This window comes from Paenibacillus sp. FSL M7-0896, assembly GCF_037975415.1.
Lineage (GTDB): Bacteria > Bacillota > Bacilli > Paenibacillales > Paenibacillaceae > Paenibacillus_AQ > Paenibacillus_AQ silagei.
In genome coordinates, this window is sequence record NZ_CP150250.1 from 5,388,616 (window position 1) to 5,406,074 (window position 17,459).

The 17,459-nt window shown below is 54.6% G+C and carries 16 protein-coding genes and 1 other RNA gene; 3 read left to right on the forward strand and 14 right to left on the reverse strand.

The genetic code is table 11. From position 1 onward, the window contains the following. Window positions 1-23: 23 nt before the first annotated feature. Window positions 24-713 carry a TerC family protein gene (locus MKY12_RS23220; protein ID WP_339311073.1) on the forward strand — a complete coding sequence of 230 codons (690 nt, stop codon included), beginning with the start codon at window positions 24-26 and terminating at the stop codon, window positions 711-713. On the opposite strand, the gene thiI is transcribed toward MKY12_RS23220, so the two are convergent. The 6 genes from thiI to MKY12_RS23250 form a co-directional block, all read right to left on the reverse strand. Next, the gene (gene thiI / locus MKY12_RS23225) at window positions 695-1,936 is read right to left on the reverse strand and encodes a tRNA uracil 4-sulfurtransferase ThiI (RefSeq protein ID WP_339314962.1); all 1,242 of its coding nucleotides are present in this window, start codon (window positions 1,934-1,936) and stop codon (window positions 695-697) included. The two genes, MKY12_RS23220 and thiI, sit on opposite strands and share 19 nt — an antisense overlap. 57 nt (window positions 1,937-1,993) lie before the next feature. Further along, on the reverse strand, window positions 1,994-3,145 hold the full coding sequence (locus MKY12_RS23230) for a cysteine desulfurase family protein (RefSeq protein ID WP_339311075.1): 1,152 nt from the start codon (window positions 3,143-3,145) through the stop codon (window positions 1,994-1,996). 114 nt (window positions 3,146-3,259) lie between these two features. Next, window positions 3,260-3,970, reverse strand: coding sequence for a lytic transglycosylase domain-containing protein (locus MKY12_RS23235; RefSeq protein WP_339311077.1), 711 nt, complete (start codon window positions 3,968-3,970; stop codon window positions 3,260-3,262). Window positions 3,971-4,125: 155 nt separating this feature from the next. Beyond that, complete coding sequence (locus MKY12_RS23240) at window positions 4,126-4,536, reverse strand: hypothetical protein (RefSeq protein WP_339311079.1); 411 nt, start codon at window positions 4,534-4,536, stop codon at window positions 4,126-4,128. 13 nt (window positions 4,537-4,549) lie between these two features. After that, window positions 4,550-4,765, reverse strand: a complete 216-nt coding sequence (locus MKY12_RS23245) for a DUF1540 domain-containing protein (protein ID WP_076075861.1) — start codon at window positions 4,763-4,765, stop codon at window positions 4,550-4,552. A 155-nt stretch (window positions 4,766-4,920) separates the two neighbouring features. Further along, a complete protein-coding gene (locus MKY12_RS23250; protein WP_036724316.1) occupies window positions 4,921-5,418 on the reverse strand; it encodes a YpuI family protein in 498 nt (165 codons plus the stop codon). 287 nt (window positions 5,419-5,705) lie between these two features. On the opposite strand from MKY12_RS23250, the gene MKY12_RS23255 reads away from it, so the two are divergent. After that, window positions 5,706-7,577 (forward strand): S8 family peptidase, encoded by a 1,872-nt coding sequence (locus MKY12_RS23255; protein WP_339311080.1) that lies wholly within the window; start codon window positions 5,706-5,708, stop codon window positions 7,575-7,577. A 17-nt stretch (window positions 7,578-7,594) separates the two neighbouring features. On the opposite strand, the gene MKY12_RS23260 is transcribed toward MKY12_RS23255, so the two are convergent. After that, window positions 7,595-9,028: a PLP-dependent aminotransferase family protein gene (locus tag MKY12_RS23260; protein WP_339311081.1), complete on the reverse strand. Its 1,434-nt coding sequence runs from the start codon at window positions 9,026-9,028 to the stop codon at window positions 7,595-7,597. Between the two features lie 96 nt (window positions 9,029-9,124). On the opposite strand from MKY12_RS23260, the gene MKY12_RS23265 reads away from it, so the two are divergent. Then, window positions 9,125-10,339, forward strand: coding sequence for a PLP-dependent aminotransferase family protein (locus MKY12_RS23265; RefSeq protein WP_339311082.1), 1,215 nt, complete (start codon window positions 9,125-9,127; stop codon window positions 10,337-10,339). 154 nt (window positions 10,340-10,493) lie between these two features. On the opposite strand, the gene rnpB is transcribed toward MKY12_RS23265, so the two are convergent. The 7 genes from rnpB to MKY12_RS23300 form a co-directional block, all read right to left on the reverse strand. Next, window positions 10,494-10,909: RNase P RNA component class A (gene rnpB, locus MKY12_RS23270), an RNA gene on the reverse strand. 63 nt (window positions 10,910-10,972) lie between these two features. After that, window positions 10,973-12,088 (reverse strand): Nif3-like dinuclear metal center hexameric protein, encoded by a 1,116-nt coding sequence (locus MKY12_RS23275; protein WP_339311083.1) that lies wholly within the window; start codon window positions 12,086-12,088, stop codon window positions 10,973-10,975. After that, a complete protein-coding gene (locus MKY12_RS23280) occupies window positions 12,064-12,843 on the reverse strand; it encodes a class I SAM-dependent methyltransferase (protein WP_339311084.1) in 780 nt (259 codons plus the stop codon). Before MKY12_RS23280 ends, MKY12_RS23275 begins: the two co-directional genes overlap by 25 nt. Beyond that, a complete protein-coding gene (locus MKY12_RS23285; protein ID WP_339311086.1) occupies window positions 12,840-13,757 on the reverse strand; it encodes a hypothetical protein in 918 nt (305 codons plus the stop codon). The genes MKY12_RS23280 and MKY12_RS23285 overlap by 4 nt, the downstream gene beginning before the upstream one ends. 47 nt (window positions 13,758-13,804) lie before the next feature. After that, on the reverse strand, window positions 13,805-14,938 hold the full coding sequence (gene rpoD / locus MKY12_RS23290; protein WP_036690273.1) for an RNA polymerase sigma factor RpoD: 1,134 nt from the start codon (window positions 14,936-14,938) through the stop codon (window positions 13,805-13,807). 40 nt (window positions 14,939-14,978) lie between these two features. Then, a complete protein-coding gene (gene dnaG, locus MKY12_RS23295) occupies window positions 14,979-16,814 on the reverse strand; it encodes a DNA primase (RefSeq protein WP_245368119.1) in 1,836 nt (611 codons plus the stop codon). 24 nt (window positions 16,815-16,838) lie between these two features. Next, the gene (locus MKY12_RS23300; protein ID WP_339311088.1) at window positions 16,839-17,318 is read right to left on the reverse strand and encodes a YaiI/YqxD family protein; all 480 of its coding nucleotides are present in this window, start codon (window positions 17,316-17,318) and stop codon (window positions 16,839-16,841) included. Window positions 17,319-17,459 lie beyond the last annotated feature (141 nt).

Genomic DNA, 17,459 nt, shown 5'->3' on the forward strand with positions numbered 1-17,459 from the left:
CAAACCTATAGGAGTGACCCGGGATGAATACATCCGCTGCGGATTTCATATTATCTCTGCTGAATATCGTGTTCCTTGATCTTATTCTGGCGGGCGACAATGCCATCGTCATCGGCCTGGCCGCGCGGAACCTGCAAGGACAACGGCAGAAGCAGGCAATTCTTCTTGGCACAGGCGGAGCGGTAATCCTGCGGATCATCGCCACGATTCTTGTGGTGTGGCTGCTAAAGATTCCATGGCTGCTGGCAATCGGCGGGCTGCTGCTGATCCTTATTGCTTATAAGCTGCTGGCCGGCGGCAGTGCAGAGACGGATATTCAGGCCGGCGGAACGCTGTGGGCGGCTGTTAGGACAATTATTATAGCCGACGCAGCCATGGGACTGGACAACGTCATTGCTGTTGCCGGTGCAGCGAATCATAATATTACGCTGGTCGTACTGGGACTACTGATCAGTGTGCCTATTGTGGTCTGGGGAAGTACCCTGTTTATCCGGTTGATCAACAGATATCCATGGATTATCTATCTCGGGTCAGGCGTACTCGGCTTCACAGCCTCCAGCATGATTTCCGGCGAGAAGGTCATTGCCCCGTACTTCAAGTCACATCCGCTGCTGCATGTTCTGTTCATCGCCGCAGTCATTGCCGGTATTCTGGCTGCGGGACACTGGAAGCGCCGCCGGACACAACTCGCTGTTCAGAACCATTCTTCCTGAAGGCCTGCCTGCGCCGGTACCAACTCCTCCGGCTTCTCGTTGCCATAAGGTGTAATGAGTACGGTCTCGGTTCCGGCAACCGCCGTATCGAGTAAGGCCTGATAGCCCGGCAGCGTCGCTTCAATCTTGTCTACAATCCGCAGATTCGGATTCGTCGTCGGTGATTTGGGCACGAACAGTGTACAGCAATCCTCGTAAGGCAGGATGGACAAGTCATACGTACCGATGGTCTTGGAGAGCTCCACAATCTCACTCTTGTCCATCATCACCAGCGGACGCAGCAGCGGCAGAGCCGTTGCACGCCCGATCACATTCATACTTGGCAGGGTCTGGCTGGCCACCTGGCCCAGACTATCGCCGGTAATCAGCGCAAGCGCCCCCTCCTTCTCCGCAAGGGCGGTAGCAATCCGCAGCATAGCCCGGCGCATGAGTGTAATAATCAGATTATCCTGCCCGATCCCGGTAAAAGAGGTCTGCACCTCCGTAAACGGAACCAGATGCAGCTTGATCACACCAGCATAACGTGACAAGATACGGGTCAAATCTACAACCTTCTGGCGGGCAAGCTCGCTCGTATAAGGATAGCTGTAAAAGTGGACGCACTCTACCTCCAGCCCCCTGCGCATGGATGACCAGCCCGCAACCGGACTGTCGATCCCGCCGGAGAGCAGCAGCATCGCTTTGCCGTTCGTTCCCAGCGGGAAGCCGCCGACTCCGGCAATATTCTCACAGAAAATAAGAGTATGACCTTCTCGAATCTCAATCTTCAGCTCCAGATCGGGAGACTTCACATCTACCAGCAGCCCCGGATAACCCTGGAGCAGCGGTGTAGCTATAAGCTTATTCATCTCTATAGAACCGTAAGGGAAGCCCTTCCACACCCGGCGCGCGCTAACCTTGAAGCTGGTTCCCGCCGCCGGAGCAATAAGGTGGAGGAAGGTCCGGCTGGCCGCAAGAATATCGCCGAATTCCGGCCGGGAGACCTTTACCGGGCTAATCGAGGCGATCCCGAATACTTTTACGAGCGCTTCTGTTAATTCTCCTGCCGGTTCACCGTTCAATTCGACGTAGATCCGCCCGAATTCCCGGGTCAGCTTCACGTTCGGATAAGGCTTCACCATCTCCTTCACATGCCGCAGTACGGTCTTCTCGAACCGGCTGCGGTTCTTTCCTTTCAGAATGAACTCCCCGAAGCGCAGCAGGAGCATATCGGCATAGTCCATGCTGCTTCCGTATCCGCCATTCTGTGCTCCGCTACCTGTCTCTGTTGTTGTCATTGGTTATTTCATGCCTCCTTCTGCAATCTTCAAGGATTGAACGGCTGCCAGCAGCGCCTGCTCCAGCCGGCTCACATCCTGCTGCGTATGACTGTCCCCCAGGCTGATCCGTATGCCGCCAAGCGCAGCAGTGGTATCCCTGCCCATGGACAGCAGAATGCGGCTCGGCTCGGCCAGACGCGAGGAACAGGCGGAGCGTGTGGCGACCGCCATCCCGAGCTCCTCCAGCCTGCGGGCCAGAACCTCCCCCTTCATGCCGGGGTAAGAGAAGTGGACAATATGCGGCGCCCCGTCCTCCATGCTGTTCAGTACAAGCTCCGGTATCCCTGCTATATAATTCTCCAGTTGCGCCTTGAGCGGACGAATCCGGTCGCTGAAGGCCTCCCGCTGTTCTCCGCTCATCCGCATGGCCTTGGCTGAAGCTACAATATTCGGCACATTCTCTGTCCCGGCGCGCTTGCCCTGTTCCTGGGAACCGCCAGTCAACAAGGGAAACAGCGTGACGCCTTCTCTGACATAGAGAATTCCCGTCCCGCGCGGCCCGCGTAATTTATGCGCGGACAGGCTGTACAGATCTGCCTGCCAGTCTTTCAGTGGAGCCTCAAGCTTCCCGTAGCCCTGCACGCCGTCTACATGGAAGAGCGTCCGGCGGTTCACCGCCTTGACCAGTTGTCCTATCTCACGCAGCGGCTGTACCGTGCCGATCTCATTATTCACATGCATCACACTGACCAGCACCGTATCCGGCCGGACCGCAGCGGCAATCCGCGAGGGTTCGACCACCCCCTGAGGGTCAGGGGCTACGAAGGTAACCTCCCAGCCCAGCTTCTGCAGCTGAAGACAGCTCTCGTAGACCGAAGGGTGCTCCAGCTCCGTGGTCACAATATGCCGCCCTCTGCTCTGATACTGCAGCGCAGCTCCTTTGACCGCCAGATTGTTGCTCTCGGTAGCACCCGAGGTGAATATAATTTCCTGCGGCAACACATCAAGCGCAGCTGCGCACACCTCGCGCGCCCGCTTGATCAGCTTGTCCGCCTCTTCTCCCGCCCGGTGCAGGGAAGAGGGGTTGGCGAAGTGCTTCCTCATCACCTGCTCCAGCGTCTGCACAACCTCCTCATAGGGAGGGGCAGCAGCGGCATAATCCCAATACAGCATATATCTGCGTTCTCCTTTGTTGATCAGAATTCATAACTGCTTATATGTTGCAAAAAGGATCAAACGGCCTGCCTCCCAAAAGAAGCAGGGGGCAGATTCCGTTTGATCCTTATATTATACCGCGAATTGCGCGCGGGCGCGTTCTATTTTGGCAATGTAGGCCTGTGTCTCCTTCGGAAGCCCGGAGAGATTCGCCATAAGCTCCGCATCGCTGCTGACTCCAAGCTTGTTCACCCGGCCCGGTCCGGCATTATAGGCGGCCAGCGCCATCTTCTCCTGTCCGTCATACCGCTTAAGCTGGTACGAGAGGTATCGTACGCCGCCGTCAATGCTCTGAGCAGGATCGAAGGGATCAGAGACACCCAGTCCGTTAGCCGTTCCGTCCATTAACTGCATCAGTCCCTTGGCACCGGCAGAAGATACAACATTCGGATTGAAGGAGGATTCCGTATCAATAACCGCCTTGATCAGATCAACCGGAACGCCATATTTCGCGCTGGCAGTCTGAATCAGCTGTTCATAATCCGTCGGCACGGTCTGCGTTATTTCCCCGGAAATGCCGCTATTCGCCTCTGCTGCTTCCCCAAGCTGCTGCCACAGCAGATTATCCAACGAAGAGCTACCTGCAAGAGTAACGTATGTGCTTTTATTGCTGCTGTCAGTGGCTTGAGACGTCCCGGCTGCCTGCTGAAGCATTGCAGTGAACGCCGCTGCCGAGGCACCGGTCACTCCGGGGTTCGATTTGGTATCCTCACGCTTCATGCTTGAGCTTCTCAGGTCTACCCATTTCAACTGACCGCTTGGCGCAGCGGCATTGATTGACATGCATTCATTCCCTCTTTCGCGCGAAGTCTTATATTTGAACTTTACTATTTATTCACAGCAATTACTATATGCCTAAGCGAAAAAACAGACCTCAGACCTGCATAGTTAGGTCTGATAGCCTGTTTTGAAAATCGGATGTGCAGATTCAGCCGGCTCTAACGGGCAAAAGGAATTAAGACAAAATAGCTTAAAGTGGATACAATCCCCAGCCCCATCGACCAGGCCCCGGCTGATTTTTGTCCTCTGGCATACGCATAATACCCCAGAACAGCGGCGATCGGCCCCAATATAATGGACCAGATGAATAAGGATACTACACCGAAGCCCAGGCCGATATAGCCAAGACTCCTGTCCTCTCCCTCTCTTACACGGCCTGATGTCCGCTGAGCTTCGCCGCTCCGTTCCATAGTGTTCTGAAGCTGCGAGGGGAGCGGACTGAGCTCGGCGGCATACTCCTCATTGTGGCTTCGGTCCCGGCGGGGGTAATCGACTCTGCTGCGCGGGCGCAGGATCACCTTTCGGCGGGCGGAACGGTCCACTTTGGGTTCATCATTCGGATTATCCATATGGGCCTCCTTCTCAGGCGTTCGGCTTGAACGTCAGACAACAGGTTGCGGACGAGGTTCCGGCATGATCATGATGATTACCCGCCGTCAGCTCCTCTGCGTATTCCTCCATGTAACGGCTGCCTGCATGCTGATCGATCTCAATGACAATTTCCTCGGCACGGCACAGGTTCTGTTCTCCCCAAAAATGACAGTTGCTTACACTACACTTCACAAGCGGTTTTGTCATAATGATCACCTCGTCATGTATTATGCCCGCTGTGAATTCTGGATATGCGGCTAAGGGCTGCCTGCCTTAAGACGACAAAAAAGACCGCCCCAACCAGCCATATCGGCAGTTGGGACAGTCTTTTACAGAAATAAGATGATAGACCGGACAACGGATTACACCTGATTCTGCATCCGCTTCTCTGTCAAATAATCATTCTCATAATAAGTTAGGTCATCACGCAATTCTTCGTAGACCTTGGTGATCTCCATAATGATATCGCGTGCCGGACGCACAGGCTTCTTACGGAAACGGATCGCATCCTGCCCGGTATAAGCGTAACGTCCATCCTCCGAATAACTCTCATTCTTAGGATAGAAGAAGTTATTAACTCCTAGATGATATACATTATATAGCGCTTTTTGCGCGAAAGGTTCATCGAAGGTAGCGCGGCGCAATGCAAGCCCAAGCTTCTCATAAGACATTTCCGAGAACACCAGCAGATGGCGGAGATCGGACAAGAACCCCCGATAGAAATGCAGCGTTTCTTCATCCTCTTCGGTAACAAGCTGCGGAAGCGCATGCTCATTCAGGAACAGTTCCATTTTGTCGATAACGGATTTAAGCTTCTCTCTCGTCGATTCACACAATTTCTGCACACTTACTGCTGACATGGCGGTTGCTCCCCCTTATTGTTCCTTGCATTAGTAGTTGTTAATGACACTTAGACATTGCAGTTGTACTCTCTTGATAGTATCACAAAATCTCCTAAGCCTCCACCGTACGGATACCGGAAAAGAATCCTTCTTCTAAAAAGAAAAGTACAAGCCCCGGAAGGCGCTTTCTTTTTGATATTAACATAAAACCAAGGACGGCGGTAGCCTTTTCGTAAGATGAATAAAACCAGCTTCAGCTCCGAACCCTAACAGGTATATGAAACGACAAGGAAGGAGCGGAAATCATGTCACGTAAAAATCTAACCGTCGCCGGTATAGTCACTGCCGCGCTGACCATACTGCTGCTCACCTTCGCCCTACGGCCGGAAGGCAGTGGCGGTAACCTTCGGCAAGCGTCTGTGCCTAATCCCTCTCAGGAAAAAGTGATCAAGAAAACCACCCTTGTGCAGGATGTAGCGGCCACTGACAAATTGAACCGAGTCGATGTGCACAGACATCTGAGCACCCTGCTGGCCGATATGCATCATGCTTCCCCTGAAGCTATCTCAGCATATGCCGAGAGCCTTCAGCAGGGGCACGGGCATATTACCATGCTGATGATGGTTGATTTCAACACCCGTAAGACAACCACCTTCAAATCTTCACTGCCGGAAGGAACCGATCAGGAGAATAAGCAGCTGCTTCATTATCTGAACACCGCCAAAGCTGCGATTAAAGGCCACCAATCCTATGAATCCCCCTCGTTCATTATCGGCGACAAAAAGTATTATTTCGTAGCCCAGCGAAACCGGGAGGGACAAGTGGCTGTCATCGCTCTGATTAACCAAAAGATTCTGGACCGCGTTGCGCTGCATCAGCTGAAGAATCTGCGGCTCATTCCGTACCCGAAGGAAGGCAAGTACCGGGTAGAATCCGTCCATGCCGATACCTTGAAGGACATCACGGTCAAGACTGGACATGACAATGAAAATGCCAGCCATTACTACGAGAATGAGATCGTCGTCCGCTTCCCGAACGGACATCCCACGGCCGCACAGCTTCAGACCATTGCCGCTGATATCCGCTGCAAGGAGCCGCGCAAGCTGGGGTATGCCTATATTTTCCGGTCAGACAAGATGAGTTACTCCCAGCTCAAGACTTACTTCGCCAATAAGTGGCATCCGCTGTACGCAGAGCCTCACTATATGTACTTAACCAATGATACGGTCAGTGAAAATACGGGAGCTAATGTGATTACCCCTAACGACCTGCTCTTCTCAACTTACCAGTGGAATCTGCCGGCGATTGAAACCCCGCAGGGCTGGAATCTGTCCAAGGGCAGCAAGGAGATCGTAATCGCCGTTGTGGATACCGGTGTTCAAGCGAACCACCCGGACCTGAAGGGGCAGCTGCTCAAGGGCTACAATGCGATTACCAGCGGCAGCACACCGGATGACGATGTTGGACATGGCACTCATGTGGCCGGCATCATTGGAGCGTTAACCAATAATGAAGAAGGGGTCGCCGGCATCAGCTGGTACAACAAGATCCTTCCGGTAAAAGCGCTGGATAATTCCGGGGCGGGCACCACCTATTCGGTAGCCGAGGGCATTATCTGGGCGGCAGACCAGGGGGCTAAGGTGATTAATCTCAGCCTGGGCAACTATGCCGACTCGCAGTTTCTGCATGATGCGATTAAGTATGCCTATGACCGGGATGTAGTGATTGTCTCCGCTTCCGGCAATGACAATACGGAGCGGCCGGGATATCCCGCAGCCTATGAAGAGGTGATTGCAGTCGCCGCAACGAATGCGGCGGGAGAGCGTGCTTCCTTCTCCAATTACGGGGATTACATCGATGTGGCTGCACCCGGGGAGAGCATTGCCAGCACCTATCCCGATAATCAGTATGCGGCGTTATCCGGCACCTCGATGGCCAGTCCCCATGTAGCGGCGCTGGCCGGACTGGTGCGCTCCTTGAACCCTGCGCTGACGAACAAGGAAGTGACCGCGCTCTTGACCTCTAATGCCATCGATCTGGGCACCGCCGGCCATGATAAGTATTACGGCTGGGGCCAGGTGGATATCTACCGTACCCTGCAGGCGGCAGGAGGAGGCCAGGTTCCGCTCCAGCTGTTCCCGCAGCAGGTCGGCAAACAGCTCGATTCTATACAATAAGCTGCGGCCGTTAGCTGTTAAGAGCGCAGATGCCGTTCCAGCAGCAGCAGGAACCGGCGGAGTCCGCGCTCCATCCCCTCCTGCGTCAGCTGCGAATAGCTCAGCCGGATATGCCTGGAGGGGATATCCCCGGCATAGCAGACATCGCCCGGCAGGAAGGAGATCCCTTCCTGCTCGGCCAGAGCATGCAGCTGCTCAATGCCGGGGGATTCCGGCAGCTGCAGCCACAGATTCAGACCGCCCCCCGGCAGCTGCCAGGTTACCCCGGCCGGAGCATTCTGCTTCAGCAGCCTCGCTGCCGCCTCCTGGCGGACACGCAGCGCTGACCGCAGCTTCGCTGCATACTCGTCATACTGGCGCTCGATGAAGGGCAGCACTGCCCGCTGGGTCAGCAGCGGACTGCCCAGATCACTGGCCGATTTGGCGGCGATCAGCCGGGAGAGAATATTGCCCTCAGCGGCGACACAGGCGATCCGGCAGCCGGGGGCGAGGACTTTGCTGAAGCTCTTCATGTAGACTACATGCCCGGCGGTATCCAGCGATTTAATGGACGCCGGGGGCGGCTGATGGAAATACAGGTCACTGAACGGATCATCCTCCACAATGAGACAGCGGTAGCTGCGGGCAAGCTCCAGCAGACGCTGTCTTCTTGGCATGCTCATCGTGACCCCGCTCGGATTCTGGAAGGTCGGATTGGTATAGATGAGCTTAGGCGGCCTCCGGTCACACATCGCTGTAAGCCGGTCCACCCGCATGCCCTCCCCGTCCATCGGAACGAAGATCATCTCAGCCCCCCGCCCGGCAAAAACATCAATCGCCCCCGTATAGCTGGGCGCCTCCAGATACACCGTATCCCCCGGACCGACAAAGGTCCGGGCGACCAGATCGATCCCCTGCTGTGCACCGCTGGTGATCATCAAATCACCGGCGCCCAGCTGGATTCCCCGGCTCTGCAGGTGCCTGCGCATCACCTCGCGCAGCTCCGGGTCACCCTGGAAATTACCATAGGTGGCCATCAGCTCAGGCTGCTCCTTCACAAGTGCAGCCATGGTCGTGCCAATCGGCCCGAGCGGAAGCAGGCTGCTGTGAATGGAGGCCAGATGAAAGGGATAGTCCACCTCAGAATAATCGAAGTTACGCCAGAGCTGGGCCCGTGGCAGATAGTCATCATAACCGTTCTGCCACCTTGCTTCTACTCCTTGCCTGCTCCGTTCCCGTTCTGCCACATAGCAGCCCTTACCCTGGCTGCACAGAATATGTCCGCGCTGCTCCAGGTCAGCATAAGCCTTGCTTACCGTTACCTGGCTCACCTTTAAGGAGGATGACAGACCTCTAACGGACGGCAGCCGCGTGCCCGGCTGGAGCAGTCCCGAGGTGATCCGCTGCGCGATCGTCTCACTGATCTGCCGGGGCAGCGATTTGTCAACGCTGCGGAGTAAATCAATATGCATGGCCTGTCTCCTCCCAACTGTTATATTTATCGCTTTACTGTTATACCGCTATACCGTTATGATACTACAAAATTCAGAATAGCAGGGAGCATGAATATGAAGATCAACTACGCGGATATGACGAACCACCTGGGGTCCTCCGCAGTCCGCGATATCCTTAAGATCACACAGGGCAAGGACATCATCTCACTTGCCGGCGGGCTGCCTGCCGAGGAACTGTTCCCGGCAGAAGCGATCCGGGATGCTTACAGCCGCGTGCTGAGCGGCGACAGCTCTGCGCTGCAATACGGACTGACAGAAGGCTATCTTCCGCTGCGTGAACAGCTTGCCGCCAGACTGGGGCAACAGGGCATCCCGGTCTCCACCGAGGAAATGATCCTCACTACCGGCTCCCAGCAGGCCATAGATCTGCTCTGCAGAATTCTGCTCGATCCGGGAGACACCGTACTTGTAGAGGCACCGACCTATCTTGCCGCCTTGCAGGTACTGGGCTCTTACCGAGCAGACATCCAGGTTGTAAAGAGCGATGAGGAAGGGCTGCTGCCGGAGCATCTCGAAGAGCAGCTTCGAGTGCACCGCCCTAAGCTGTTGTATGCCGTCCCCACCTTCAACAACCCGTCAGGCGCAACCTGGAGCAAGGTACGCCGTGAACAAGTGGTGGAGTTATGCCGGAAATACGGCGTGCTGATGCTAGAGGATAATCCGTACGGAGAGATTAGGTTCGATGAATCCCCGGAAGCGTATCCGCCAACCCTCGCAGCCATCGACAGGAATCTGGGCGGGGATACCTGCGTAGTCTATACAGGTACTTTCTCCAAGATCGTAGCTCCGGGACTGCGGACAGGCTGGATCATTGGCCCCGCCGGGCTGGTCAGAGTGATCGCCAGAGCCAAGCAAGCCGCCGATTTGCACTCCAGCACCATCGATCAGCGCGCCCTGCATGAGCTGCTGCTGTCCTTCGACCTTGAAGCCCATATCCGGCTGGTCTCCCGGGAATACAAGTCACGAATGCAGCTGCTATCAGCAGAGTTGGTCTCACAGAACTGGCAGGATACATCCTTCCTGGAGCCGCGCGGCGGCATGTTCCTGTGGCTAAGCCTGCCTGCCCGGATACATACCGCCGAGCTGCTGCCGCTTGCTGTGGAGCAAGGGGTTGCCTTCGTTCCGGGGGAAGTCTTCTATTCGGAGCAGCCCATGAAGAACACGATGCGCCTGAATTTCACCCATACGCGGCCGGAGCTGCTCCCGCTCGCAGTGCAGCGCTTGTCCACCGCGCTGTCCCGGTATGAGGAACGCCTGCTTCCTCTGTAACTCCATCCGCCCGCAGCAATTGAAGTATCCATCCTCTCGTTCAATGCTCCGGGTAACCCAACATTTTCTCACAAAAAGGCGGCCCCCATCAGGAGGCCGCCGTCTTATTGTTCATATAGTGTGATTAGTGCAAGGTCTTGTTAAAGTTGTCAGTTAGGAAAGTTTGCCGTAAGCCGGGTTCTGTGCTCGTTGTGGTTCAGCCGGGAACTACCCTCCCACCATAAGCGACAATCATCTATCTAGGCCATACATTACTGCACAGCTCCAGCGACCAACCTAGACACGCCTCAGGCGAAGGCTGCGGCTTCCGTGAAGAAGACGCTGCGTCTCATTAGGTCTTGCTCCAGATGGGGTTTACCAGGAACGAAGTCACCAGCGTTCCTCGGGGTCTCTTACACCTCGGTTCCATCCTTGCCTGTGCCGCCCGAAAGCGGCCATCGGCGGTCCATTTCTGTGGCACTATCCTTCAGCTCGCGCCGACTGGACGTTATCCAGCACCCTGCCTTGTGGAGCCCGGACTTTCCTCCCGCATACGCTCTCACGCATACCGGCGATTGTCTGTCAAACTTTCCGAAACAACATTGTATATTATACAGATATGCCGCCCAGCGCACAAGTGTAAATAATAACAGCCTACAGGAATGTAAAAGGCTCGGTATCCGGCTGCGAGGCATGCACCGCCGTGCCGTACTTATACTCCGTCAGCTTGCCGGCCAGAAACTCCGCTACCTTCACCTTCATGATCTTCTCCGCATTATGGCCCGGATCGATCAGGGCGATTCCCGCGAGGTGCGCATCCTGTGCGGTATGGTAATCGATATCGCCGGTCACCAGCACATCCGCTCCCTTGAAGATAGCGCTGCTGTAGTACTTGGCACCGGACCCGCCCATGACTGCCGCCTTGCGGACCTTGCGGTCCAGATCTCCAACTACCCGCACGCTCTCCACATCCAGCCCGCGTTTGACCGTCTCAATGAACTCACCAAGCGTTGTTGGCTCCTTAAGCTTCCCTACTCTTCCAAGTCCAAGGCTGCGTCCCTTGAGGTCCATGGAATACAGATCATAAGCCACCTCTTCATACGGATGAGCCTTCAGCATGGCCTGTACCACCTTGTTACGGATCGTATGCGGCACAATCGTCTCGATACGGACCTCCTCAGCCCGCTCCAGCTTGCCAGGCGTGCCGAGATACGGGTCTGTGCCCTCCTGCGGAATGAAGGTGCCATAGCCTTCGATATTGAAGCTGCAATGGCTGTAATTGCCGATCCAGCCCGCTCCGGCGTTCAGGATGGCATCCAGCACCTTCTGGTGATGATCCTTCGGCACGAATACCACCAGCTTGGACAGCTGCTCGGTATGAATATCCTTGATCGGTGCACCGTTCTCAATGCCCAGCGCCTCGGCCATCCAGTCGTTCATTCCGCCTTCGGCCACATCCAGATTCGTATGGCTGATATACACGGCAATGTCGTTTTTGATCAGCTTCTCATATAAGCGGCCTGCCGGGGTATCCGTCAGAATCCCTTTGATCGGCCGGAAAATCACCGCATGATGGGCAATAATCAGATTACAGCCCTTGGCAATCGCTTCGTCCACAATGCTCTCATTAACATCCAGCGCCACCAGCACCCCGGTGATTTCCTTCTGGAGACTGCCGACCTGAAGCCCGACATTATCCCATTCCTCAGCCAGATGCTTCGGAGCAAGCTGCTCCATGTATCCAATTACGGTCTGTCCTTTGGCAAACATTCCAGCACCTCCGCAATCCGTTTAATCTGAAGCTTGATTCTGCTGCGCTTCTCCTCAGCTGCCTCCAGCTCCGAACGTGCGAGCGAGGCCAGAATGCTCTCCAGCTTGGAGATTTCACCCTGCCATTTGGCAGCGAATACTTCATTCGGCGCTTGCAGCAGCAGCGGTCCCATCTCCAGCAGCAGCGCCTGATCAAGGGCTACCTTTCCTCTGGTAAGCAGACGTCCGCTGTACAGCTCTTCATTCGTCCCCGCCGCTTCAGCGCCCTCTGGGACAGCGGTCAGGATCTCATAGATTTTGCCGTCTTCCTCCAAAATATGCTCCGAGACCAGCACCCAGCTGTTAGCCAGCAGCCAGCGGCGCAGAATATCTTCGCCTACATTGGGCTGCAGCGCGAGCGTCTTCACCCCGGCCAGCTTGCCGAGCTTCTGCCCGCGGTCCAGAATCGCCGCGATCAGTGAGCCGCCCATCCCGGCAATGGTAATGCAGTCCGTTTCCCCCGGCTCCAGCACCTCCAGCCCGTCTCCGCGCCGCACAGCGATCTTTGCACCGAGTCCTGCTTCCGCAACACCACGACGCGCCGCTTCATAGGGTCCCGGATTTACTTCTCCGGCAATAGCTGAAGGCACCCGGCCGCTCTTCACAGCGGCAACAGGCAGCAGGGCATGATCTGAGCCGATATCGGCAAGTCTGCTGCCCGCAGGGACCTGCTCCAGCAGCAGCTGAAGCCGGTCAGATAATTTTACGTTGTTCATGAGGCCACCCACGTTATCCATTTTTTTCTGAAGAGGAACAGCAGCGCAAGGCCCACTGCAATCTTCAGTATTAATATCAGCGAGGTCCATTCCGGGAATCCCGCTCTGAGCCATAGCGCATCCACCTCCGGCATCAGCCAGAGGGCAGCACCCGCCCCCAGGTACACCCCAGAGACCCCGCTAACCTTGTGATACATCAACCAGCTCATCCAGATCATAAGCACACACAGCGGAAGCCAGAGCAGCTCCAGCTCCAGAAGAGAGGCGTCCGGCCGGACATGTCCGAAGAATCCTGCATAGAGCAGGGCCCAGAAGGCATATCCGCAGAAATGAAGCAGTCCGATGCGCAGAAAAAAACCAAGCACACACCACAGCAGCCCGCAGGCCGCAATCAGCAGCGGTGTCCAAAAATCAGCATCCAGCTTATGCAGCTCAATCAGCCACAGTCCGAATCCCAGCGTTAAAATGCTGCCGATTCCCGCCAGCATCAGACTGATTGTCTTGTTGCGGTTCAGGTAAATCGCTGAATATCCATAACAAATAATTAGGACGCTGAGCGCTGTAGCAAGTTGCAAAGGCCAGGGAAAAACGCTAAAATAAAGACTAATCAAGAAAATCAAGGAAATAATTCCAAAACCAAACAGCCAAATTTTGATGCTTCCCTGCTGGAGATTCCGTAACGATACCGGATTGCTGTCCTTCACCTCTGCCTGATCATCGTACAGGTTAGTCAGGAAGTCACAATATTGCTCGGGCAACAGCTTACTTCTTCTCCAGTATTGAATTTCTCTTAATATAGTATCACGTTTCTCCAGGTTCAACCGGCATCCCTCTTTCCAGAACTTGCCTTCACTTTCATTATAAGCTCCCGCACACAGCGGGGCTCCAGCATTGGTGAATCCCCTTGACAACATAATAGGACCTCCTGCCACCGTGCAGCAGAAGGTCCCGGTTGTAAGGTCTATTCGAGGAAATCCTTCAGCCGCTTACTGCGGCTGGGGTGACGCAGCTTACGAAGCGCTTTGGCTTCGATCTGGCGAATCCGCTCGCGGGTTACGCCGAACACCTTGCCCACTTCCTCAAGTGTTCTCGTCCGTCCGTCATCCAGTCCGAAGCGCAGGCGGAGCACATTCTCTTCACGCTCAGTCAGCGTGTCCAGCACATCCTCCAGCTGTTCCTTCAGCAGCTCATATGCCGCTGCATCCGCAGGCGCCAGCGCCTCCTGGTCCTCAATGAAATCTCCCAGATGCGAATCATCTTCCTCACCAATCGGTGTCTCCAAGGATACCGGCTCCTGGGCAATCTTCATGATCTCTCTAACCTTCTCAACGGTAAGCTCCATCTCCGCTGCAATCTCTTCAGGCGACGGCTCGCGTCCCAGCTCCTGCAGTAATTGGCGGGAGACCCGGATCAGCTTGTTGATGGTTTCAACCATATGCACCGGAATACGGATCGTACGCGCCTGGTCAGCAATTGCACGCGTAATCGCCTGACGAATCCACCAGGTTGCATAAGTACTGAATTTGAAGCCTTTGTTATGGTCAAACTTCTCAACGGCCTTGATCAGACCCATGTTGCCTTCCTGAATCAGATCCAGGAACAGCATGCCGCGTCCGACATAACGCTTGGCGATACTGACCACGAGCCGCAGATTCGCTTCTGCCAGTCTCCGCTTCGCTTCCTCATCACCATTCTTGATCCGCATCGCCAGTTCCACTTCATCGTCAGCCGATAACAGCGGCACGCGGCCGATTTCCTTCAGATACATCCGGACGGGATCGTTGATCTTGATCCCCGGAGGCAGCGACAGATCATCGTCAAAGCTGAAGTCGTCTCCTTCTTTGTCCTCATTGTCTTCGCTTGGACGGAGGCTGTTCACCTCTTCATCGTTCTCATTGACAACCTCGATCCCTAGATCGCTCAGCTGCTCGTAGAATTCCTCCATCTGCTCGGGGTCTTGATCGAATGGCGACAATTTCTCCATGATATCTTTGTAATTAAGTGATGATCTTTTCTTCCCGTGATCAATAAGCTGATCCTTAACCTGATCCAGAGTAAATTCCGCTTCCAGTTCAGTGTGCTGATCGTTCGCCATAATTCGACTCCCTCCTCCCTAGGTACATCCTGTCAACAGCTCATTGTCTCTCTAGGGCTAAAATTTCACTTGCTATTTGTGCTGCACGCAAAAAGTCACCGGATTTCTCCGCCTGAATCATCTCTTCACGCTTGGGTTCAATTTTGCGCTGCAGAGGATACTTCCGCACTTCACGAATACAATCGTCCAGAACCTGGGTATTCCAGTCTGGAGGAGTATCCATCATGGAGATGGCCGTTGCGGTCTTCTCCAGACGGTCGTCCTGAAGCGATGATAGAAACCGGCTGATGCCGGGTGGTTTGCCTTGCGCATAATAAGCATATAGATAAGCGGCGATTGCCGCATGATCATCAATATTGAACTCTTCTCCGAGCCGTTCACCCACATAGGCCGCCGCTTCGGGATCTTGAATCATGAATGATAACAGGCGCCGTTCCGCAACATGGTAAGCAGGCAGTAAGGTAGGTGTCTGCACTTGCCCTTTTTTATGCCTACCATTATTCCACCTATTATCGTTATTATCCCCTTCGGGGTTGTTTTTTTGCATGGAGGCCCGAAGTAAATTACAATCCTGCTTCAGACTGTCGTAGGACAGCTCAAGCTCGGAGGCGATTTCCCGCAGGTACACCTCCCGCTCCGTTGAAGAAGGGAGCCCGGCGATAATCTCCAGAGCCTCCTTGACATAGGCAATTTTGCCGTCTTCCTCTAGGAGTATATGGTTTTTTTTCAGATATATAAGCTTAAATTTGATGGATGACACGGCAGAGTCAATCACCTGTTCCCTGAATCTGTCCCCGCCATGCCGGGAGATGAATTCATCCGGGTCGAGGCCGCTTGGAAGCAGGGCTACCTTGACCCGCAAACCGCTGGCTTCCAGGATAGGAATGGCCTTAAGGGCGGCAGCTTGTCCAGCCTTATCTCCATCATAGGCAAGCACAATCTCATCTCCAAGGCTCTTCATCAGGCCCACGTGACCCTCGGTGAGCGAGGTTCCCATCGTGGCTACCCCGTTCTGTACACCTGCCTCCCAAGCCGAAATGACATCACCGTATCCCTCGAACAGGACGATTTGCCGCGTTTTGCGGATGGATGCTTTGGACTGGTGCAGATTGTACAGAATGCGGCTTTTGTTAAATAACCGGCTCTCGGGAGAGTTCAGGTACTTCGGCTGCCCCTCCCCGAGAATACGTCCGGCGAAGGCGATCGTCTTGCCCATGCGGTTCGCAATCGGAAAAATAACCCGGCCGCGGAAGCGGTCCAGATACCCTTTGCCTTCCCCTCTGGCAGACAATAGTCCGCCCTTCTCCATCTCAGCGAGATCGAAGCTGCGCTTCTCCAGAAACTGCAGCAGCGTATCCCAGCGGTCCGGCGCGTAGCCGATCTGGAATTGGTCAATCATTTTGTCGCTGAAACCCCGGGTTCTTAAGTAATCCATGGCGGCAGTGCCGTATTCCGTGTTTTTCAGCAAAAAATGATAAAACTTCGCCGATAATTCATACGCCTGAATCAGCCGGTCCCGCTCAGGATCGGGGGCAGCCAGCGCCCCGCCTCTCCCCTCAGGAACAGGGATATCACTCTCTTCCGCCATGATTCTGACTGCTTCGGGGAAGGATAATCCTTCGATTTCCATCCTGAATTTGATGGCATTTCCGCCCATACCGCAGCCAAAGCAATGAAAGACTCCCCGGTCAGGGGTGACAGTGAAGGAAGGGGACTTCTCCGAATGGAACGGGCAGAGGCCCCATAAATATTTACCCTGCTTGGACAAATGGACAACCTTGCTGACTGTATCGACAATATCATGCCGCGCCAGCACGTTCTCGATAACTTCTTCGGGAATAGGACCATGTCCGCTAGCCACTTCAACCACCTTCATCTCTTAACAGTTAAATATAATTCGCTATAGCTGGACATTCTCCTGCAAAATTGTTAAAAGTTTTGTCAGTTTATGTTGAAAAAGATTTTTTTCCTCTGCGGTAATCGCTTTGGGACCCTTGGAATAGTGGCCGCGCCTGCGTTCAACCGCCTTGGCATGCCTGCTCTCCAGCATAAAATCCATGGTAGAATTCTCATATTCCTGGCCCCGGTTCGAAAGTGCAAGGCAGCGTTTGCCCAGCGCCAGCGCCGCCAGTCCATAATCCTGCGTAATTACGATATCTCCTGCAGAGATATGATTGGCGATATAGAGGTCGGCACTGTCTGCCCCGCGGTCCACCTGAACCACCGTAACGCCTTCTTCCGCCCGCAGCACATGATCATAGGAGGAGACCATCAGCACCGGAAGCCCGAAAACGCGCGCCACGGTTATAATCTCCTGCTTAACCGGACAAGCATCCCCGTCCACAACAATCTTTCTTAGCCGGGAAGTTCCCAAGCTCACCTCACCAAATTCCTGTGTAATATATATTACGCTCAACCGTTCAAAAATCCTTCTTTGGTAAAGCATAAATACGGAACGAATGTCAACTTACGCATTGGCACCGTTCCGTATATTTATACCCTAAACCCTCGATCTATACCA